Here is a 20,120-nt window from a genome sequence, read left to right on the forward strand (position 1 = left end):
CGCACGACGGCGCAGCTCAAGCGGGTAGGGGGAAGGACGTGCCATGACTCGATCCTCTCAAACGATCGAGTCCCTACCGAACCCGGAACGGTTCAAGGAGGGTTTTGCCTGGTTGGTGGGTGGGGTTAGCGCGGTCGGATGGGGCGGTGGTGGGTTTCGGCGAGGTGGTCGAGGGTTACGGCGTCCATAGCCGCTTTGGTGATGCGTTCGGTGCCGTCGTGGATGGCGGTGATGGCGGCTTGGCGGATGAGTCGGGTGAGGGATCCGATGCGGCCGGCGGTGCGTTGGTGGAGGTAGGGGGCGTGGCGGGGAACGGTTCAGGGTTTGTGTTGGTGGAGGTCGAGGGCGTTTTCGATGTCGGTGATGACTTCGCGGAAGGGTTCACGGGTGCCGTGCCGGGCGGGGAGGGGGCCGCAGTCGACGAGGGTGGCGCGGCTGGCGAGTTGGGCGCCGCGGGTGCCGGTGAACAGGGGGGTGTCGGTGACGTTGATGCCGGCGTAGACGAAGGTGGCGGGGAGGCGTTCGGTGAGGTCTTTGAGCAGGTCGGCGGTTTGGGCGCCGGTGGTGGTGCGGGGGTTGAGGCGGTGGATTTCGTCGATGAGGACGAGTTGGACGCCGGCGGCGGTGTAGGTGTGGCAGACGGCGTCGGTGATCTGGGTCTGGGTCATGCGGGTGGTGACGGGGATGCCGAGGTAGCGGGCGAATTCGGTGATGAGGGTTTCGCGGTGGCGCCGGGCGGGACGAGGACGTAGGCGACGGGTGCCGCACTGTGGGCTGATCCGGGCGGTGCGGGGTTTTTGCGCAGGTGGGCGAGGTGGCAGGCGCGGCCGACGTTGAGCAGGGCTGTGGTTTTCCCGGCTGCGGCGGGTCCGGTGACGATGAGGGAGGGTCGTGCGGTGGTGTGCTGGTGGCGGCCGAGGATCATCAGGGTGCGGACCTGGGTGGCGAGGGCGCTGATGGCGGGGGTGCGGATGGTGACGAACGCGGAGTGGTAGGCGAGACGTTCGTCGGTGCTGCGGGGTGGGTCGCCGGGCTGGGGCAGTTCGGGCGGGTCGGTGGTGGCGAAGCGGTGCCAGCCCTGCCAGGTGGTCAGGGGCCAGGAAGGTTCGGCCGTGTTGCCGCTTCCCGTGTCGGCGGGCGCGCTGGGCGGTTGGTGCGCTGCGGGCTCGGGGCGGGTGTTCACCACTTGTCGGCTTCCTTGTGTGCGTCGTAGAGCCCGAATCCGGTGGCCGCGGCGGGGCAGGTGTCGTCGTCGAGGTCGTCGATGTTGTCGTCGCCGTCGTGCTGCGCCGGCTCGCCGATGGTGGGGCCGGTGTCGGGGCGCGGGGGCCGTGCGGCGGGGACCGGCGTTGTGGTGGCGCGGGCGAGGAGGGCTTGTTCGGCGGTGGTGGCGTGGCCGGTGTGGACGCGGCGCATGAGCTGGTCGAGGGCGTCGGCCAGGTCGGCTTCGTGTTGCTGGGGGTCTTCGTGGTTGCTGTGCTGGGCGTGGGTGCGGATGTGCTGCCAGGTGTGGTCGTTGAACGGCTGGTGGACGTGGTTGCGGTGGATCCACGGGATTTCGGTCAGCTGTCCGTCGGGCAGGCGCAGCCAGATCTGGCGGACGTCATGGGGGTTGTAGTGGATCTCCCACTTCCCGCCCCGGCCGGCCACGGGGGAGGCCTGGCCGCGGTAGGGGGCGAGGAGATCGTGGTCGTAGGTGCGGTGGTGGATGGTGATGCCGGCGGGGGTGATGGCCTGCCAGCGCACGGGCAGCAGTTCGAGGTAGTCGTGGCCGGTGAGAGGGACGGGGACGTGTCCGGCGACGGCGACGAGCGCGGCCCACATCTGGTTCGGTGTGAGCGCTTTGCGGGGCATCAGCGGGTGGCGCAGGCCTTCGTGGGGCCGGTGGTGGTAGTGCACCAGCCACTCATCGAGGAGGTCCTGGAGCTGGGGGACGCTGTAGCAGGCGTCTTTTTCGGTGTCGGGGCCGCGGCGGGTGACGTCGGAGCCGGTGTAGCCGGGCAGGTGCTGGCAGAACAGCGCGTTGATGGTGCCGAAGGTCCGCTCGACGATGCCTTTGGCGGTAGGGGCGTGGGGCGGGGCGGGCTGGACGCTGATGCCGAGGTGTTCGCAGGCGGCGGTGAATGCGGTGGAGACGAAGATTTTGCCGCGGTCGACGACGATCGTCTCGGGCAGGGCGACGGGCCGGCCCGCCGCGCCGGCCAGACGCTCATCCAGTGCGGCCAACCGCTGGTGGGGGAGCGCGGGGGCGCGGTCTATGCGCAGGATGTCGGGCCAGGTGGGCCGGGCGGGGTGGGGGACGGCCATCTCCGCGAGCAGCAGGGCGGCGTCGACGGCCTTGGTCGCGCTCGGGCACAGCACGGCAGCGAGGATGGCGCGGGTGGCGACGTCGACGGCGATGGTGAGTTCGGGGCGGGCCAGGCGCCCGTCGTCGAAGAGAGCGAGGACGTCCAGACGGGTGGTGTCGACCTGGACCTGCTCGCCGGGCCGTAGCGCTGTGGCGGGGGTGAAGGCCCGCCCGTCGACGCTCGCCGGTACTTGCCGGACGGGTCCGGTGGGCAGTTCGCCAGGTCGGGCGAGGTTGGCGACGAGCCGGTAGAGCGTGGCCTGGGACGGCGCGGGTACCGTACCGGGGCCGTGCCGGTCTTCCAGGATCTGGTGGATGAGCGGGAAGAGGCCGTTGATGGTGCCCTTGGAGCGGCCGCGGCGGCGGCGCAGCGCTTCGCGAACGGCGGCGACGACCCGCTCGTCAGCCCGCCCGGTGGGGCTGGAAGCACGGGTGGTGCGGTGGTCGAGGAGCCCCCACAGGCCTTGTTTGCGGTAGGCCAGGCGCATGCGCTGCACCGTGGTGCGCGAGACCCTGCCGAAGCCGAGCGCGGTCAGCTCTGCTGCTTTGGCCTGCTCGCGTTCGGCCAGCGTGTGCCGCTGCGAGTCGTACTGCTCCCGGACCACTCCTTCGCTGCCGGGCCCGCCGGTGAGCCCGCATTCGACTTCCCGCACGTGCCGCTGCCAGGCCAGCGCCCTCTCACGCGCCGCGGCGAGCACGACCTCACCACCGCCGTCCGGGCCGAGGAGATGGATGTCCTGCCCCGAAAGGGCGACCACTTGCCACTTCACGCCACGGAAGCGGACGTGAGCACCGACCTTCACGGCCGGCCTGGCGTTGCGCCGCGCGCTCACCGGGCACCTTCCTTCTTGCTCGGGTCGCTCCAGCCCTGCGGGCCGACGAGGATGCGTTCGTGCAGTGGCGTGTCGAGATCAACCGTCAACCGGCCGTGCCACAGAGCGTGGAAGACGCAGGGAAAGACTTCGATCGGGTCGCCGACCGCTTCGGTGCCCTCGAGCAGCGGCCGCGGCCGCGTGAACGCCTCGACAACCGCCGCCAGCAGCCCCGGGCGGCCGGCGTTGCGGGGATGGCGGTAGCCGGCCAGCCATTTGAGGTTGGCGGCCAGGACGTCGTCGAGCGGCGGGATGCGCCGGTAGGTCCAGCCGACATCCGCGCATGCCTGCGCCACCGCCTCGGCGGCCTTCACCGCGCGTTCGCCGCCCGCTTCCGGGTGGCCGGGGCAGTCGGCGAGCAGCGCGGTGCCGTCGGCACGGCGGGCGAAGAGCTGCGGCACCCAGGAACGCACCTGCCCGCGGGGATTACGCCACAGCAGCCGTACCGGCCGCCCTGCCAGCCCCGTCACGTCGGGGTCGCGGTCCAAAACCATCAGCTGGGTGCGCATCGCGTTCGACCCGGAGGCCACGTGCCGCCCGGTGGTCGCCGACCACCACAGGCCCGGCCCCCAGCGCCGCCCCGGCACCACCGGGAACGCCGACACCGGCGCCAGGTCCTCGAACGCCACGGTCATGGCGGCATCCGCCCACCGCTGCTGCACCGCCTGCCCCACCGGGTCGAGGAACACCGCCTCGAATCCGCCCTGGTCGACGACCGCTCGCCCTGCCCGGCTCTTGGGCCGGGCCGCTCCTGTGCTGTTCACCCGCGCCAGCCAAACTGCTTCCGCCCGCCCGGACCGCTGTTTTCAGTGTTCCTGCCACGAACGAGTGCCGTATCAGCTAACAGCCGACTTCTCCCCGGCGTATCGCTCTCAGCGGTCGTCTTCCTGCCTGTCCGCGGTCAGCATTTTCCGGAGCACCTCGACGGGCAGGTCCACCCACCGGGCCACCTCCTCAAGCGGCACCCCGCCGTTCACCGCCGCCACCGCGGTCCGCTTCCAGGCGTTTCCGATCAGGCCGGCGCTGTGACCGAGCCCGCGCAGCAGCCGCCGGGCGACATCGGCGGTCGGGCCGGTCTGCACCCCGCGCAGCTGCAGCAGCTGCTCCTCGGCGCTGTCGATCGTGCTGGTGATGAGCCTGCGCTGCTCTGCGGGCACCGCAGCCCGCCACATCGTCCCCGAACCGGGCGCCTTCTTCTCCTTGCCCAGCACCCGCAGCTGGCCGGCCATGGTTGCGGCCTGGTGTTCCTGGCGCAGCCACCACGGGTCGTTGTCGTACCCGGGCGGCCCGTCGGTGCCGCGGCGAAGACGGATGACACTGCCCATCCATGCAAGAAGCGGCCCGCCGTGGTCCGCCGCGGCCAACGGCCCCAGCCACGGCCTGCCCACGCGCTCACCGAGCCTGCGGCAGAACAGCCCGTCCATGGGCAGCGCCCGCGGCCGCCCGGCACCGCTGTCCACCCACACCAGCTCGGCCATGGCCGGGTCCAGCAGCGTCTCTGCTACCGCCACCACCTCCGGGAAGACGACCGCGTCGCGCCCCACGATCCGCCACCGCTCCAGATCACCGCCTGCATCCCCGCCCGCGACCAGGTGCAGGCGACGCGGCCAGATCGTCTCCCGCTCCCAGCCGTAAGCCTGCTCCCACCACCGGGCCACCACCGCCTGCGCCAGCGCGAACACCCGCTCCGGCTCGACTCCGGCCCGTACCGCCCGCCGCGCCACCGCCGCCCACCGCCGCTGCGCCGCCACCACCTCCGGCAGGCCACGCAGGTCGAGGTGCTCCAGCGGCTGGTTGGCGTCCGCGTCCAGCAGCCACCGTCCATGCCGCACACACGCCCGCTGTCACCGCGGCGTGTACCGCATAGTCCGCACGGCCGTCCCCGTGCGCCGGGCCGTGCACAGCTGGCAACCGAACGCCACCGGACCGGCCAGCGCGCCACCGATCCGCCACAGCCCCACCGGATCGCCATCTTCGGCGGGCAGCTTGGCGTCCCCTTCTGCCCAGGACGGCAACGCCTGCGCCAGCACCTCTTCCTCGACGCCGCACATGTCTGCCAGGAGCCGGCGTCCGGCAGCGTTCAGCAGCACCTCGGCGTCGGCCCGTGCGCCGCCGCCCTCGTGGCCGGGCGGGTAGTTGCGCCACTTCCAGCAGGCCCGCAGCACCTTTGCTTGCATCCCGTAGCGGCTCGCGATGCGCCCGATCAGCGACGAGGTCATCTCTCCCTGCAGGGGAGCTGTTCGCAGGAGGCCGGGATGGTGGGTCACTCCACTACGGTCTCGTGTTCGCCGTCCCGGCGGGCGTCTTCGCGATGGATACACACACCGAGACCACCTCGCCCCTGCCGAGCACTGGAACCCTTGAAGCGTACGTGAGGCGTGCTCCTCGCGTACCTATACCGTACAGGAGGTGCGCATGACCACGGCGCTCCCCGCTGCTCCTGGCTGAGCTTGTCCCGCCTCGATTTAGTGCGGTGTACTTCCAGGACGGTGGCCGCCGTCCTGGCAGCCTGGAAGAGGTCCGCTTCACCGAGATCGAGCAGCCCCCCGAGCTCCGTCGACCACATGGACGCGCCGGTCGGACTGTGTGGTGGGGCCCCGGGCCGGCCGGGGGTCCGGTCGGCCCGATGCACCCCTGCCTCACGTCACGGCCGGGACCAGCACGGCCAGCAGCGCGATGAACAGCGTCATGACGCTGAAGAACACAAAGCCGCCGCGACCGATGGCTGTGGAGACCGACGAGCCCCCTCGCGGGAGACGCTGTAGCCGATTAGACCTGCGACGGCGGAGACGGCCGCGAGGGCAACCAGAGCCAGAAGAAGGATCAGGAGGTTCTGCACGCTCACACCGCACCCCGCTGCTGGTGCCCGCGGGAGACGGCCTTCGTGTGCAGCTCCTCCGGGATCCAGATCCGGCGCTCGCGGGCCGCCTGGTACAAGACCGTGCGGAACCGCGACCTACGCTGGCGGACGGTCACGTTGGTGAGGTTCAGCCGCTCGGCGATCTCGGTGTCCGGGAAACCCATGACCGTCAGCCGCACGACCGCCTGCGTCTCCGGCGCCTGCTCATCGAGGATGTCCTCGAAGTCGGTGCCGAGCACCTCCGAATCCATCTCGTAGCTGGTGGACTGGAGCAGCCCGCCGATCCCGGCCTCGTTCGCGGCGTCCTCCGTGAAGTCGTATACGGCGTGCAGCCGCGCCCAGTCCACCCGCTCCTGGGCCCACCTCACGTACGCCCGCCAGAACACCCATACGCACTGGCCGATGAAGTACGTCATCAGGCTGCAGGCGCCGCGCGGTCCCTTGTGGTCCGCCGTCCAGCCCCGCCCGTTCTGCAGGTCGCGGCGGAACTTGCGCATCGCCTCGGCGAGCACGTCGACCATGATGATGTCCCGCTCGCGCCTGCTGCCGCGCAGCAGGCGCATGTCGTCCTCGTGGACGAAGAATTTCCAGCCGCGGCTCTTGCACTGCTTCAGAGCGAGCCGGGCCAGCGTGCCCTTGCGGAGCATGCCGAGCAGGATCGGCTCGGCCTCCCGGTACAGCTCGATCTCGAACACCTCGTAGGCCAGCCCCTCGAACCCACCGCAGGCCAACTCCTCGATTCGCGCGGCGTCCTGCTCGATTCGCGCCGTACCTCCCCCGCCCAGCACCGCGTCGATGGTCTCGACGATCTCTGCATCCACACCCATGGCCATAAGCCCCCTCGTCGTGGTCTGCCCCCGATCCCCGGCAACTTCTTCAAGTCGCGCGAATGAGCTGCGAAGCAGATCGCTTGTTGTACGGGCTTATGTGCAGGGGAAGTTGGCGAACGTGACACGCCAGCTGAAATATTTTCTCGTGAGGCTCAGAAGCAATCTGCGGGCCCGCAAATGCTCCACGGACCCGCAGGCGAAATCTCGCACCCGGCATTGACTGGACGAGCGCAGGCCCTCACCCTGTACCAGGGATCAGGACCGTGCTTTGACGATCAGCCGACGTGTTCACGCCCACTGCATGCCGAGCTCCCGCAGTGCGGCCAGCTGGTCCTGGGCGAGCTTGTCGCGCCTCGATTTGGTGTTCGAGACCCACACACCCAGTTTCACAGTCACCGGCTCCGCCTCGCCGTCGACCGCGATCTCTTCGCTGTGTCCCCTCGGCACGGGCCGGTCCGCGCCTTCGCGTTCCACCCACTGCGTGAGCGCCGTCAGACCCCGCTGGAACGCCTGCTGCGCCTTGCCCTGTCCCTTGGCCGCGCCCTTGGCGGCCGAGGCGGGAGACGGCGCCTCCACGGGCGTGATGCCCAGCTGGGTCAGCCGCTCCTGCTGCTCGGGCAGGAGCCGCGCCCAGATGGCCGGCTGGGCCTGCTGGTGGAGCCACTTGCCGATGTCGTCGCCGTCCATCAGCACGCCGGGTGCGATGTCGGGCAGCTGGCCGTCGGCGTCGACCAGGTGGGCCAGGACGCGGTAGTGGCGTTGCCAGTCCAGGGGCCATGGGCAGTTCCAGTCCGGGTCGATCTCGGTCAGCTGCGCCGCGCGCGCGGCGGCCCGCTTCAGGTCCTTGCCCAGGCCGTTTTTCGCGCCCTTGCGCCGGAGGTTGGCCATGTGCTGCCCGATCGGCACGGGAACGCCGTCGGCGGGGTCGGTCCACACGGCGTCCTGGCGGGGTGCGAGATGCCCGGTGGCCCGCCGGTAGGAGCGCAACGCGGCGAGCTTGGCCTCCCACGCTTCCTCGCCCGGCTCCCACACCATGCCAGCCTCGGGCGCGTCCAGCAGCTCCTTGCGGTGAGGATCGAGTTCATCTGCGCGCAGCGCCTTGCGCTGCTGGTGCACCCACCGCCCCAGGGGGAAGTCCTTGGTGACGCCCACCGTTGTCTCGGTGTCGTACGGGACGGAGTACAGGTCAGTGATCCCGTTTTCCCTGCGCCAGCGCAGCAGGGCTTGGTAGCCCTGCAGCCAGGCCAGGGACTCCGGCCTGTAGACCCGGGTGCGCAGGAACGCCGCGATGGTCGCCGCGTCCCGGGGAGAGGAGAAATGGAGCAACGCGGATTCGGCAGCGGCGTCGGTGTCGTCCTGCTCCTGGTCCTCGCCCTCGCCGCTTGCCCCGACGATCCGCCCGTCCTCATCGCGCTGAACGTGGACCTTGCGCTTGCCGTGGGTGAGCGCGCGGGAGGCGAGCTGCTCGACCAGGCGCTCATCGTGGCTGCGCAGGCCCTGGAGGACCGCCACGAGCGGCTTGAAGCTGGCGCTGGCGACCATGTCGGTGGGGTCCTCGCCGGGCTCCAGGAAGACCGGCACGATGATCCTGGCGACCTTCGTGGAGCCGTCGCAGTTGAGCCGGAGGGCCCGACCGATGTTCTGCACGATCTCGACCTGGGAGCCGCGGGTGTCGGCGAAGCAGACGGCCTCGACTCCGCGTTCGCCGGTGATGTCCATTATCTAGAGGTAGTGGAGTGCAAGGGACGTTTGTTCTGGCCGCGGCGGCATGGGCATTGAGGTCGGGTCAGGTGTGGGACTTGGGCTGAGTGCCGCTCAGATGCTCGCTGTCCGTGGGCGCGGGTACAGCCGCACTGCCTCTGGGGGGAATCGTTCGAGGCCGGTGACGCTGCTTGCGTAGCTGACGGAGACCTGAAGGCCCTTGATCTGGCTCAGAGGGGTGATGTCAGTGGTGCCTGGCTGCACTGCTTGGCAGTTGATGAAGAAGCGCTGGAGGTTGGGGAATAGGTCCGGGACCAAGTCTAGTTGTGGGTCTGACGGGGATATAAGTCGGAGATAGGTAACACTTGGTAGGGATACGGCGTGCTTAAGGTCGTAGCCAGAAATGAGCAGCTCCGTCAGGTGGGGGAGCGTCGCAATTTCTTGCCATGCTGCGTTATCCAGTCCGTCAGATATTGCCAGTTCTTGCAGTTGTTGCCACCTTGAGATGCCACTCAGAGAAGCGTCAGTCCAGCCCACATTCAAGGAGGTCAGGCCTTCCGGTGCCGGCACGTCCGCAAGGCTCTCTGACGGTAGGTGTGTATAGAAAGAGAGACTGGTGAGCTCCGGCAAGGAATCTAGTGCGTCGAAGGAGAATTCGCTTGGTTGGTTAGTAAGGCTCAAGCTGGTGAGAGGAGTCCCTGCGAGATCTTCAAGGTGCGCTAGTTGGGTGCACTCGGATAGTTCGAGTGTTTTCAAGGCGGGGAGTTTACGAATGAATTTCAGATCCCTGAGCAAACGGCCTGAGGAGATGCGTAGCGTGTGGGTGTGCTCGGGTGAGAGGTGCTCGAAGATCTGATCTTCTGTAAATTCTCCTTGAAAATGGATGTCGGTGATGGGTTTGAGGAGCCTCAGTGCGTCGCACTGATCGCGAGTGTGTACCTCCAGAAACTGGCGGCCTCGGCCCCGAAAGGGGAGCAGGATGTCATGGGCGTATTGGTCAGCGCCGAAGTGCTTCCAGCCTTGGAACACTGCGAAGGGGGCTGAGTCAGGTGGCAGGGACTGTACGAAGCGGCGGACGAAGGCGTAGGCCTGGTCGCCGCCGATTGCGGCCGCAGTTTCGATGACGGGGTCCACTTCATCGTCTTCCAGGCCTTCGGGACCTGGCAGCAGATCCAGGATGCCCGGCCCCAGCGCGGCAAGCTCCGCGGCTTCTTCCTGGGAGCGGGGAGGCATCAGAGCACGTGCACGCTGCTCGACCAGTCTGCGGGCGTCGGGTTCGATTTCGGTGGCGTATTGCAGGCTGGCGGCCGCTAGGAGGTGGAGTCTGCTCCTGTGCTCGTCCTCGGCGTCACCGCGTGCGACGAGTCGGCGGAGCAGATCAGCGCTCTCAACTGGCCGGGCGTGGGCAACGGCCATGCGTGTGACGTCTTCCCACTGGTCGTCGTGGGCGTTGTTGACCAGCAGGGGGAAGTCGTGGGTTTCGATGGCGGCTTTGGCCCCGAGGTAGTCCTGGAAAGTGCGGTGGACGAAGTCGATGGTGTCCGCAGTGGGCTGGCGTAGGAGTCCGCTGCGGCCGACCAAGTGCGCCAGGACCTGGTCGGCAGTGCCCTGCTCGGCCACGGCCTGCATAGCTGGTAGTGCATCGCCGACTAGGGCCAGCGCGGTAGATCGGTCCATCTCGGTCTGGCGGTTGCGGATCAGCCAGTAGGCCAGACGCTGCAGCAGCTGGACGCTCTGGTGTTCGGTGAGCTGAATACCTTCCGGGACATCGATGCTGCGCTCAAGATCACGGCGCACGAGCAGCATCGACAGAGCTGCCTCGTAGAGTTCCATGCGGCTGTGGGGCAGATGACCGCGGCGGTCCCGGTGTAGCGCACAAATCAGTGCACACATCAGGGGTGTGCTGGACAGCTGCGCCAGGTCACGTTGAGCACGCACGGTGACCTGGAGCGCTGCTTCGAGCTCACGCAGCTGTGACCGTTCGGCCTCGGTCGCCGAACCGTGCCGGGCGGCGGTATGCCACCGGCCAACGAACACACCGGTGTCGACAGCGCTCATGGGGCGTACCGACAATTCGGTGAAGCGCGATGAAGCCAGCCAGCCTTCCGGCACAGCGGACGGGCGCGTGGTGACCACGAAGCGTGCGTCCCTGTAGGCCGCCAAAAGCCGCTCGAGCCAGTCCCGCGTGGTACCCCGGTGCTCTTGAGGAACCTCGTCGATGCCGTCGACCAGGACGAGTGCCTCACCCCTGGCGAGTGCAGCATCGGCCCAGCCTTCAGGTTGTGAGGCGGCCAGGGGGGTGCCGACCGAGGACAGGAAGTCATGTGGCTCTGGAAGGGGACCGCGCCGCACCAGCGTGCGCAGCGGCAGGACGAACGGAATCTGCCCCCTCCAGTCCGCCAGTTCCTCCGGTAGTTCATCGCGTGCCGTGGCGACGGCCAGCCACTGCAGCAGTGTTGTCTTTCCGCTGCCGGCGAGCCCTCGCAGAAGAACCCGTCGGCAGTTGGCCAACGCGTGCTCGGCACGCTTCACTACGACGGATGGCCGGTCCGCTTCCTCACCTCCTGGCCAGCTTTCCGGCCGCTCCGCCAGTTCCAGGCTCAAGTAGGCGGCGTCGAGTGGCCAACGCGCGCGTTCCGGTCGGCTCAGGTCCAGCCCTACGACGGTCAGCTGGGAATGCCGCTCTGCCACGTAGTTGAGGTACCGCTCCTCAAAGGACGGCTCCGCCTTCGGCCGCACCGGCCTGCGCACAACTCTTGCCGGTGAGACATCCGGCTGGCGCCATGCGGCTTCACGCAGGGCCAGCAGCGGGCCCACATCCGTACTTAACGCCTTCGCCAAGGCCACCAGCGTGGCCTCGGTGGGCACCATTTTGCCGTTCAGCGCCTGGCTGACTGTTGTCCGTCCCAGCCCGGTCCGCTGCTGCAATCCGCCCATCTGCAGACCTCGCTGCGCCCGGAGGGTGCGCAGCCGCAGCGCGAGTTCCGCCAGCGGGTCCTCGTGTACGTCCCCCATGTCCTGCTTCTCCGTCCCCCGGGCGACCGTCTTCGTTCATCATTGTTCGCCCTGAACCCCGGTGAACACCGGAACCGCGAAATTCGCCGAAGTCCCCGTCGTCGGTTGTCCTGGGAAGAAGGCATGAACACCTCATCCACTCACCTGATGCTCCTGGTCCTGCTCCTCGCGGTCGTCGGGCTCTTCTGCATGCTCGTAGGAGCAGCGGCCGGGCTGCTCGCTCGTATCGACGGAGCCACCTATGCCACGGCTCTGCTGCGCGGTGCCGTGGCCTTTGCGGGCAGTGCCACCCTGTCCCTGGCGCTGCTGACCTTCGTCCTCGCGGTGCTGTGAACCGAGGATGCTTTGTCCTCCTACTGCAGGCGAGAGCACGGCGCCCGCCCGTGGCGGGCGCTGTTGCTGCTCGGCGCTGGGGCCCGGCCAGTGTCAGGGCGTCGACTACAGGACAGACAGGGATTATCCATAGGTGCAGGGGTTTGTGTGGTGTGTTCGGTGTGGTTCCCACCTGGTCGTGTGGCAGCTGTCTGGAACGGGCACCGAACCTCGGCGGGGTTTGGTCTGTTTGGCGGATGGATCAGGCCTATGTAGCTGAGCGCTCGATCTCGCCGGTGACTGGTGTGGAGCGGTGGGTGGTGGCCGACGCCCGCACCTACGACCTGCATGCCGAGGCGTGTGCGTTTTTAGTGGGGTTGCGTAGTAAGGGCCGTTCGCCGAACACGGAACGGGTCTACGCGGGCCGTCTCACCCTCTATCTGAATTACTGCACTCAGCGCCGTATCGAGTGGTCGTGTCCGAGTTTCATGGCTCTGTCTGGGCTGCAGCAGTGGCTGGCCACCACGCCGCTGCCGGCCCGCAGCCGTCGTTCCTCGACCACGGCTGTGCCCCGCTGCCGTTCGCAGGGTACGGCGAACGCGGTGATGACGGCGGTCACGGACTTCCTGCGCTTCGGCGCGCTTCACGGCTGGGTCCCCGCGCAGACGGCCGGCTTGCTGTCGGAGCCGAAGTTCCTGCGGTTCTTGCCGGCCGGGTACGACGCCGGCGAGCGCAGCCAGTGGCGTCAGGTCCAGGCGTCGGCCTTCCGTTTCCAGGTCAGCGAGCCCGGCTACGAGGACCTGTCCCCGCAGCAGATCCGCCGCATGATCGCGGATACGCCCCGGGCGCGGGACCGTTTTCTCATCGCGCTGCTCGCCGCGACCGGCCTGCGGATCGGGGAGGCCCTGGGCCTGCGCCAGGAGGATCTGCATTTCCTGGCCTCGTCACGCTCCCTTGGCTGCCCCGTACAGGGCCCGCACCTTCACGTGCGGCGCCGCACCGACAACCCGAACCGGGCCCTGGCCAAGTCCAGACACTCCCGCTGCCTCCCCGTCACCCCCGACATCGTCGCCTTCTACACCGACTACCAGCACGAACGGGCCCTGGTGGCCCAGGCGGCCGAGACAGGCATGGTGTTCGTGAACCTCTTCCGCCCGCCGCTGGGGCGGGCCATGACCTACCCGAACGCCAAGAACCTCTTCGACCGTCTGGCCCGCCGCGCCGGGCACCCGGCTCGCCCGCACATGCTGCGCCACTCCGCGGCCACCCACTGGCTGCGTGAGGGAGTGGACCGGGACGTGGTGCAAAAGCTGCTGGGCCATGCCTCGCCGCTGTCCATGGACCGCTACCGCCACGTCGATGAGTCCGAGACCCGGGCAGCTGTCAACCGGGCCCAGGCATGGCGGGAGGACCAGTGAACACGGCCAGTACGCCTGCCGTCGCACCTTCCGCACCGACGAAGACCACGAAGAAATCGTGGGAGACGTGGCTGCGTGCCCACATCGATCCCGCGTGGCGGCCGGGGGAGTGGAACAGCACCAGATGGCTGTTCACCGGAGACCTCGACAACCCGCGCACCTCGTCCTCCCGCTGCCGCACCCGCCGCTGCGACATGATCGTGCGCGCCCAGGAGACGTTCTGTACCTACTGCTCGGACCAGCGCAGAAAGAGCGGCCTGCCGCGGGAAGAGTTCGCCGCCACTTTCACCCCCGCCCGTTCCAGATCCCTGCCTCTGGCGGTCGTCGGGCCGTGCACGCTGACCCGGGACGGCGTGCGGTGCGTACGCCCTCAGGTATCGGGAGCCCTGTGCGCCGCCCACCACGGATCATGGAAGTACCACAAGTCCCGAGGCACGCTCGAGCGGTGGCTTCGCAGCCGGGCAACACCGTTCACCGAAAACCCGGACTGCATGGTGACCCACTGCTCCGGCTGGGCGATGAACTCCAGCGGGCTGTGCAACTACCACTGGCGCGCCTGGAGAGCGGAATGCCGCTCCAGCACCGACCCCATACCTGCCGCCCAGTGGGCACCGCACCAACCCCTATATCTGCTGGCGCACCAGTTCCACCTCGCCCCACTGCCCCAGCTGCTGCGCTGGGAAGCACTGTACGCCGTGCAGCAGATGGACCAGTGGGTACGCGCCCTGGAACCTCACTGGATCCGCGGCGTGATCAGCCACCTCACCACGGCCGACACCCTTCTGGACGCCACCAACACGGCCCGGCTCACCAAGCCGCACCAGGCTGCCGTCCGCACATTGGAGAACCTGCAGTCCGCCGCCCGCGCCGGATACAGCGAGTTCTCCGGGATCACCCTCATCGACCAGGACGTCATCGATCTGCGCGTCCTCGGGCTGCGCCACAGCGCCTCCGGCAAGCGCCGACAGCTGCCCGGCCGCGTCGATCTCCGCACAGTCCGCCAGCCCTGGCTGCGCCAGGCGCTGCGTCATTGGGTGACCACCGCCCGACCCACCACAGAAGACTTCAAGCGCACGTTCCACGCAACGACCGTCGCCTCCACGGCACTCGCCCAGCGCGCCGACGCCGGCGACGATCCCGCCGCCCTGACGTTCGCCGATGCCACCTTGGCTGTCGACGCTTTCCGTGCCGCACGCAAACGAGACGGCACCCCCTACTCCTCCTCCTTCCGACGCAGCCTGCTGGGAATGTTTTTCCAGCTCATCGCCTACGGCCGCCGCTGCGGCACCCTCGACGACCTGGCCGGCACCTTCACCCGCGTGCCCGTCGAACACGTCATCTCCGTCGAAGAACCCAACGAAGACTTCATCGGCAAGGCCATCCCCGAATCCGTCATCCGGCAACTGGACACCCACCTCGACACCCTGGGCACCGGAAACACCTACGGCTGCCGCGACATCGCCCCCGACGCCCGGCACCTGCTGTACCGCACGATGTACATCGTCCTGCGCGACACCGGGCGCCGCCCGCTCGAGATCGTCTCGCTGGCCCGTGACTGCCTGGAGACCCACAACGGCCAGCCCACCCTGATCTGGGACAACCACAAGAGGAAACGCCACCGCCGACGTCTGCCGATCACAATCTCCACCGCCGACGCCATCCGAACCTGGCAAGCCTGCCGCGACCAGCTGCACCTCCCCGCCAAGGGAGACCGATACCTCTTTCCGTCCCTCACTCCACTGAGCGACGCCCCCTACATCTCCAGCACCTACCTCAGCGACGCCCTCAGGCTCTGGGCAGACGCCCTGCCCCCGCTCCACGCCGAAGGCACCGACTCCAAAGGACAACGCCTGCTCTTCGACCGGTCCCTGATCTACCCCTACGCCTTCCGACACTCCTACGCCCAGCGCCACGCAGACGCCGGCACCCCCGTCGACGTACTGCGCGAGCTGATGGACCACAAATCCATCGCCATGACGCAGCGCTACTACACCGTCTCCCTTAGACGGAAAAGTGAAGCCGTAGCCAAACTCAGCGCCCACGTCCTCGACCAGCACGGCCACCCCAGCCCCACCTCGAGTACGGCCTACGAGATGCGCTCCGTCGCCGTTCCCTACGGCGGCTGCACCGAGCCGTCGAACGTGAAAGCCGGCGGCCAGGCCTGCCCCATCCGCTTCCAATGCGCCGGTTGCGGCTTCTACCGCCCCGACCCCTCCTACCTGCCTGCCATCGAGCACCACATCAACGAGCTACGAGCAGACCGCGAAACCGCACTCGCCATGGGCGCAGCCGAGTTCGTCACCACTGCCCTCACCGCACAGATCACCGCATACCAGCGCGTCATCGACCGCATGAACAAACACCTGGCATCCCTCCCCGCCTCCGAACGCGCCCAGATCGAAGAGGCCAGCACTGTGCTGCGAAAAGCACGAGCAGGCGACGACCACACCCTCCTGCCCCTCACCACTGCCCGACCGAAAGACCCGCGATGAACCCCCGCGGCAACCCCGCCCCCCTCGCCGAAGCCAGACGCCGTCACAGCCTCGACAAACGAGCCCGTGTCCTCACCGTCCTCGCCACACTCGAGAAGCAAGGAAAGCCGCTCACCTTTGCCGCAGTCGCCCGCGCCTCCCGAGTCTCCACCTGGCTCACCTATGCTCCCGGCGTACGCGAGCACATCGAGGCAGCCCAACTACGCCAAGCCCACAGCACCCCGCCATCTGCCATGGCAAGCCCGCCCTCCCACCTCAGCCTGCGCACCGAGCTCGAAATCGCCCGGCAAGAAATCAAAGACCTCCGCGCCGAACGCGACCGGCTCCAGGCAGCCCTGCGCCACCAACTCGGCCACCAACTCGATGTCCTCCACGCCCCTGACGCAGCGACCAGAGCAGACGAACTGACCACCCTGAATCAGGACCTCACCCGCCAGCTACAGGAGGCCTCCTCCGAGAACGCCATATGCCGCGCCCGCATCACAACCCTCGAAGAAGACCTGACCGCCGCCCGCACCAGCCTCCGAAGGATGATCCGTGACGAAAACCTTCGGTGAGCTTGAGCGAACACGGCATCGCCAGCATAGGGACCGCATCACGCCCAGCGCATGCCGATAGCGGAGAGCTGCTCTACTCGCTCTGTTGTCAGGGTCGCGGCTCGGCTGCGTTGATTCCCGATCCATGCTCCGAGCCGGAGCTCCCGCTCCTCCTGCCCCTCGCGGTCGACGGTGATCCGTTCAATGTGCTTCCTCGGTACGCGCAGGTGCCCTTCGCGCTGGTAGTACTGCTTGGCGGCGGCGTAGTTCATGGCCCATTTGTCGGCCTGTGTGCGGCGCGGCTTGGGCTTCTCGTCCTCGCCCGGGGGTTCGATGCCGAGGATCTGTTCGCACAGCCACTGCTGTACGCCGGTGAGATTGTCCCAGCCGTACCGGACGGAGCGCACCCAGCGTCCGAGGTCCTCACCCTGGTGCACGACCTCGCCCGGCGACGTGGGCAGCGGGCGGCCGGCCTCGAGGTGGAGCCGGGTGAGGTGGAAGCAGCGTTGCCACTCCACCGGCCAGGCCGGGCACCAGGCGGGGTCGATGTCCTCCAGTTGTTCGCGCCGCTCGTCCGACAGCGCCCCGGCCGCCGAGGGAACGGGCAGGCCTTCGGCGCGCCGCTGCTCGATCTCCCGCGCCTTGCGGGCGGCGGCCCTCGCGTTCTTCAGCCAGATCCCTACCCCGTAGCCCTGGTGGGTGGCGTCCAGCGGCGCCAAGAGGTGGCCCGCTTCGGCCGCCCACCCACGCGCTGCTGCGAGCCCTTCCTCCCAGGCGACGTCGAAGTGCGACCAGACCATGCCGAGCTTTTCCAGCTGGGCGATGCGGTCGGCGTCCATGTCGCCGCGGGCGTAGAAGCGCCGGTTGTCGGCGATCCACTGTCCCAGCGGATAGTCGGCCAGCGTGGCCGGCCACCCCCCGGCCGCCGCCTGCTCGTCGCGTCCGGCCTGGACCACCTGGTCCTCGCGTCCGGGCACCCGGTACGTGAACGGCACCTTCAGGTCGCCGTGCAGCCGCTGGTAGATGGCGGCGGCCTCGATGCCGCGCCGCCAGTGGGCGTGTTCGGGGTTGAGGACGCGCAGGTTGATGAACGCGGCGAGCTGCGCGGGGTCGCGCGGTGTGGAGAACTTCAGCAGCTCCCGGGCGGGCACCGACAGACCATGGTCGCTTCGGTCGCTCCCTGCTTTTTCCCCTTCCGCCCGGCTACGGCTCTGCACGCCCCTCACCCGGCTCTGGGCCTGCTGCTCGGCGAGCTGCTCCACCACCCGGGCGTCGTGCGCCCGCAGCGCCTCGAGCAGCTTCGCCAACCCGCCGAACGCCCGCGAGGTCAGCATGCTGTCGACCGTCTCGCCCGGACCGAGCAGAACCGGCACCACGAGGGAAGCGACCTTGCCCTCACCGGGCTGCATCCGCAGCGCGCGGCCGACGGCCTGGACGAGGTCGGGCATGGAGCCGCGCACGTCCGCGAAGTACACGGAGTCACAGTGGGAGGTGTCGACCCCCTCACCCAGCACGCGAACGGACCCCAAGAACGTCTTCTCCACGACCGTGCCGTCAGCAGCAATCCCTCGGGAGAATTGATCCAGGACCCGACGCCGGTGGTCGACGCGGTGGTCGCCGCACAGCCAGTCGGCCCAGACCGCCTTCGGGTACAGCGCGGGATCGGCGGCGTGCAGCTGCTTGGCGACGTCGGGGAGGCCGGCCGCGAACGCCTCGGCCTCCTTCACCACATGGTGGAAGACCAGCGTGCGCCGGAACCCTTCCTCCGAGGAGGCCTTGAGCAGCGCGGTCTGGAGGGCTGCGAGCCGGGCCCCGCGGACCTCGTCCGAGCGGCCCTCCACGCCCAGGAGCTGCGCGGCCTGGAGCCGGGTGTCGGTGATGTCCACGCACACCACCTGATAGGGCGCGCAGATTCCCCGGTCGATTGCCTCCGACAGCGTCAGCGTGTAGCAGCGCGCACCGAACGGCCCGTCCGGATCGTCCTCCATCGACGCGACCAGCTCACCCGGCACGCCCTGGCCGGCGTCCTCGTCCAGCTGCCACAGCCGCGGCGTGGCCGTCATGTACAGACGCCTCAGGGCCGGGATGCGGGTGTTGTCGTGGACAACCGCCCACGGCTTGCCCAACCGCCCCGACGTCCGGTGCGCCTCGTCAACCACGATCAGATGCCAGCCCGGTAGGCCGGCGGCGTGTGCCCGCTCGAGTGTGCCCAGCCCGAGGGAGGCGTAGGTGGCGAAGACGGTGACCTTGTCGAGCGGCCGCACCCAGTCGACCAGCTCGTCCAAGTCCGTAGTGTTGGGGAAGACCACGTCCCCGCCCCGCAGGGACGACACCCCGATCATCGGGCCTCTGCGGCCCCCTTCGCGCCAGGCAGCCTCGGTCTGGGCGAGTAGATCCAGCGAGGGCACCAGGACCAGCACACGGCCCGCACCCAGCTCCTCGGCGCTTCGGGTGGCCACCAGGGTCTTGCCCGATCCGGTCGCCATGATCACCTGAGTCCGCAACCCCCGCTCCGGCACAGTAGATCTTGCAGGAAATTCAAGCGCCCGAACTGCCGCATCCACGGCTTCCCGCTGATGAGGGCGCAGTTTTCTCACCGTCACGACAGTCCACCCTCTCCCACCAGCCGGACAACACCGCACCCACACCACGACACAACTAAACGACCACGTCAGGACAGTCTGACTGCAAAGCGCCCACACCCCGAAACCGGAGCAGCCGCGCCCCGATGTGGGCACACACGAACACCCTCAAGCAGACCACAAAACCCACAACGAGGTGCCCCACGAATCCAGAGTCTATCGCAGTTATAAAATGAAGCACCTGCAACGCTCTTGGTCGGCACCCGAAACCCGTGCCATGATCCCTGCATGGTCATCATCCGAAAGGTTCATGCCGCGTAAGCGGCCCGGCGTGCTTCGCGCGCTGAACACGACACCCCGTCACATGTACCGTGCCGTCCACCTCTGGAGACACGCTCCTCCCGCCACGCACCGGCCGACCCGTATCCGTGGCTTGTCCAGCCGCACAGTGGCCGCAATCCACCGTGCCGAGTTCCGTGACATCGACAAGGGCCTGCTGCCCGGCGACACCTGGACCGCGTTGCGCTGCTATCAGTCTTTCCTGGCCCATCCAGGCCGCTACCTGTACCTGACCGCGACCGTATGCGGCTGCTACGAGTGCGGCCTGAAGGAAGACGTGGCCATCGCACGGGATCTCCTCGAGCTGGTCCTGACCCGCCTCCATCCCCGCCCACACCGTGAACTGGCAGCCCTTCTCGCAATCCTGGACGACCAGCTGGACCGCAGAACCCTGCCCGACCCCCTCGCTCACCGCCGGCCCTGGAGCCCAGGAGAACAGTGGTGGCATCACAGGCTCTACGACGAATCCAGTCACCTCTAACCCGTCTTCTAACAGCCCGGGCCGTAGGCCCGTTGGCCGTCCCGCGTAGCGGGGCCGGCCTCCAGGGCGCGCAGCGCCCTCGGGTGGCTGGAGCGCAGCGGAAGCCACCTCGCGGGGACACGGTCCCCGCAGCTCCGGGAGCGCAGCGGACGGAGCGTCACCGACCCGGCGCAGCCGGGTCGGTGAGCTGGCCGCGCAGCGGCCAGCAGCGCTCCCGCGGAGCGGGTCCCCCATCGCTGCGCGATGGGCAAGCGAACACCCGCGCTGCGCGCGGGTGATCAGGTGGGGGGGGGCGGGGGGCGGGCGGCGGTGAGTGCAGGGAGGGGGTGGTGTGA

At 68.6% G+C, this 20,120-nt stretch carries 14 protein-coding genes and 1 pseudogene; 5 read left to right on the forward strand and 10 right to left on the reverse strand.

All coding sequences use genetic code 11. The features are described 5' to 3' along the window. Positions 1-317: 317 nt before the first annotated feature. The 9 genes and pseudogenes from AB0F01_RS30565 to AB0F01_RS30605 form a co-directional block, all read right to left on the reverse strand. Complete coding sequence (locus tag AB0F01_RS30565; RefSeq protein WP_362102529.1) at positions 318-779, reverse strand: TniB family NTP-binding protein; 462 nt, start codon at positions 777-779, stop codon at positions 318-320. Further along, positions 665-1,186: a hypothetical protein gene (locus tag AB0F01_RS30570; RefSeq protein ID WP_362102496.1), complete on the reverse strand. Its 522-nt coding sequence runs from the start codon at positions 1,184-1,186 to the stop codon at positions 665-667. The genes AB0F01_RS30565 and AB0F01_RS30570 overlap by 115 nt, the downstream gene beginning before the upstream one ends. Next, positions 1,180-3,180, reverse strand: a complete 2,001-nt coding sequence (locus AB0F01_RS30575; RefSeq protein WP_362102499.1) for a Mu transposase C-terminal domain-containing protein — start codon at positions 3,178-3,180, stop codon at positions 1,180-1,182. The genes AB0F01_RS30570 and AB0F01_RS30575 overlap by 7 nt, the downstream gene beginning before the upstream one ends. After that, entirely contained in the window at positions 3,177-3,908 is a 732-nt protein-coding gene (locus tag AB0F01_RS30580) for a TnsA-like heteromeric transposase endonuclease subunit (RefSeq protein ID WP_362102532.1), read from the reverse strand. Before AB0F01_RS30580 ends, AB0F01_RS30575 begins: the two co-directional genes overlap by 4 nt. A gap of 183 nt (positions 3,909-4,091) precedes the next feature. Further along, positions 4,092-5,051, reverse strand: coding sequence for a DNA-binding protein (locus AB0F01_RS30585; protein WP_362102501.1), 960 nt, complete (start codon positions 5,049-5,051; stop codon positions 4,092-4,094). A 12-nt stretch (positions 5,052-5,063) separates the two neighbouring features. After that, a complete protein-coding gene (locus tag AB0F01_RS30590) occupies positions 5,064-5,438 on the reverse strand; it encodes a hypothetical protein (RefSeq protein ID WP_362102504.1) in 375 nt (124 codons plus the stop codon). Between the two features lie 622 nt (positions 5,439-6,060). Continuing rightward, on the reverse strand, positions 6,061-6,906 hold the full coding sequence (locus AB0F01_RS30595; RefSeq protein ID WP_362102507.1) for a hypothetical protein: 846 nt from the start codon (positions 6,904-6,906) through the stop codon (positions 6,061-6,063). A gap of 291 nt (positions 6,907-7,197) precedes the next feature. After that, positions 7,198-8,628 (reverse strand): annotated as a pseudogene (locus tag AB0F01_RS30600) (Helicase associated domain protein); the annotation flags it as partial. Between the two features lie 96 nt (positions 8,629-8,724). Continuing rightward, positions 8,725-11,625: an NACHT domain-containing protein gene (locus AB0F01_RS30605; protein WP_362102508.1), complete on the reverse strand. Its 2,901-nt coding sequence runs from the start codon at positions 11,623-11,625 to the stop codon at positions 8,725-8,727. Between the two features lie 123 nt (positions 11,626-11,748). Between AB0F01_RS30605 and AB0F01_RS30610 the strand changes: the two genes are divergently transcribed. From AB0F01_RS30610 to AB0F01_RS30625, 4 genes are all read left to right on the forward strand, one after another. Next, positions 11,749-11,958, forward strand: a complete 210-nt coding sequence (locus tag AB0F01_RS30610) for a hypothetical protein (protein WP_362102511.1) — start codon at positions 11,749-11,751, stop codon at positions 11,956-11,958. Between the two features lie 236 nt (positions 11,959-12,194). Next, positions 12,195-13,355, forward strand: coding sequence for a tyrosine-type recombinase/integrase (locus AB0F01_RS30615; protein WP_362102514.1), 1,161 nt, complete (start codon positions 12,195-12,197; stop codon positions 13,353-13,355). Continuing rightward, complete coding sequence (locus AB0F01_RS30620; protein ID WP_362102517.1) at positions 13,352-15,847, forward strand: tyrosine-type recombinase/integrase; 2,496 nt, start codon at positions 13,352-13,354, stop codon at positions 15,845-15,847. The genes AB0F01_RS30615 and AB0F01_RS30620 overlap by 4 nt, the downstream gene beginning before the upstream one ends. Further along, a complete protein-coding gene (locus tag AB0F01_RS30625; RefSeq protein ID WP_362102520.1) occupies positions 15,844-16,404 on the forward strand; it encodes a hypothetical protein in 561 nt (186 codons plus the stop codon). Before AB0F01_RS30620 ends, AB0F01_RS30625 begins: the two co-directional genes overlap by 4 nt. Before the next feature lie 38 nt (positions 16,405-16,442). Here AB0F01_RS30625 and AB0F01_RS30630 read toward each other — a convergent pair whose 3' ends face one another. After that, on the reverse strand, positions 16,443-18,986 hold the full coding sequence (locus tag AB0F01_RS30630) for a Helicase associated domain protein (protein ID WP_362102523.1): 2,544 nt from the start codon (positions 18,984-18,986) through the stop codon (positions 16,443-16,445). Between the two features lie 427 nt (positions 18,987-19,413). Between AB0F01_RS30630 and AB0F01_RS30635 the strand changes: the two genes are divergently transcribed. Next, a complete protein-coding gene (locus AB0F01_RS30635; protein ID WP_362102526.1) occupies positions 19,414-19,785 on the forward strand; it encodes a hypothetical protein in 372 nt (123 codons plus the stop codon). The last annotated feature ends 335 nt before the right edge of the window (positions 19,786-20,120 follow it).

It is taken from the genome of Streptomyces sp. NPDC029526 (assembly GCF_040637405.1).
Classification (GTDB): Bacteria; Actinomycetota; Actinomycetes; order Streptomycetales; family Streptomycetaceae; genus Streptomyces.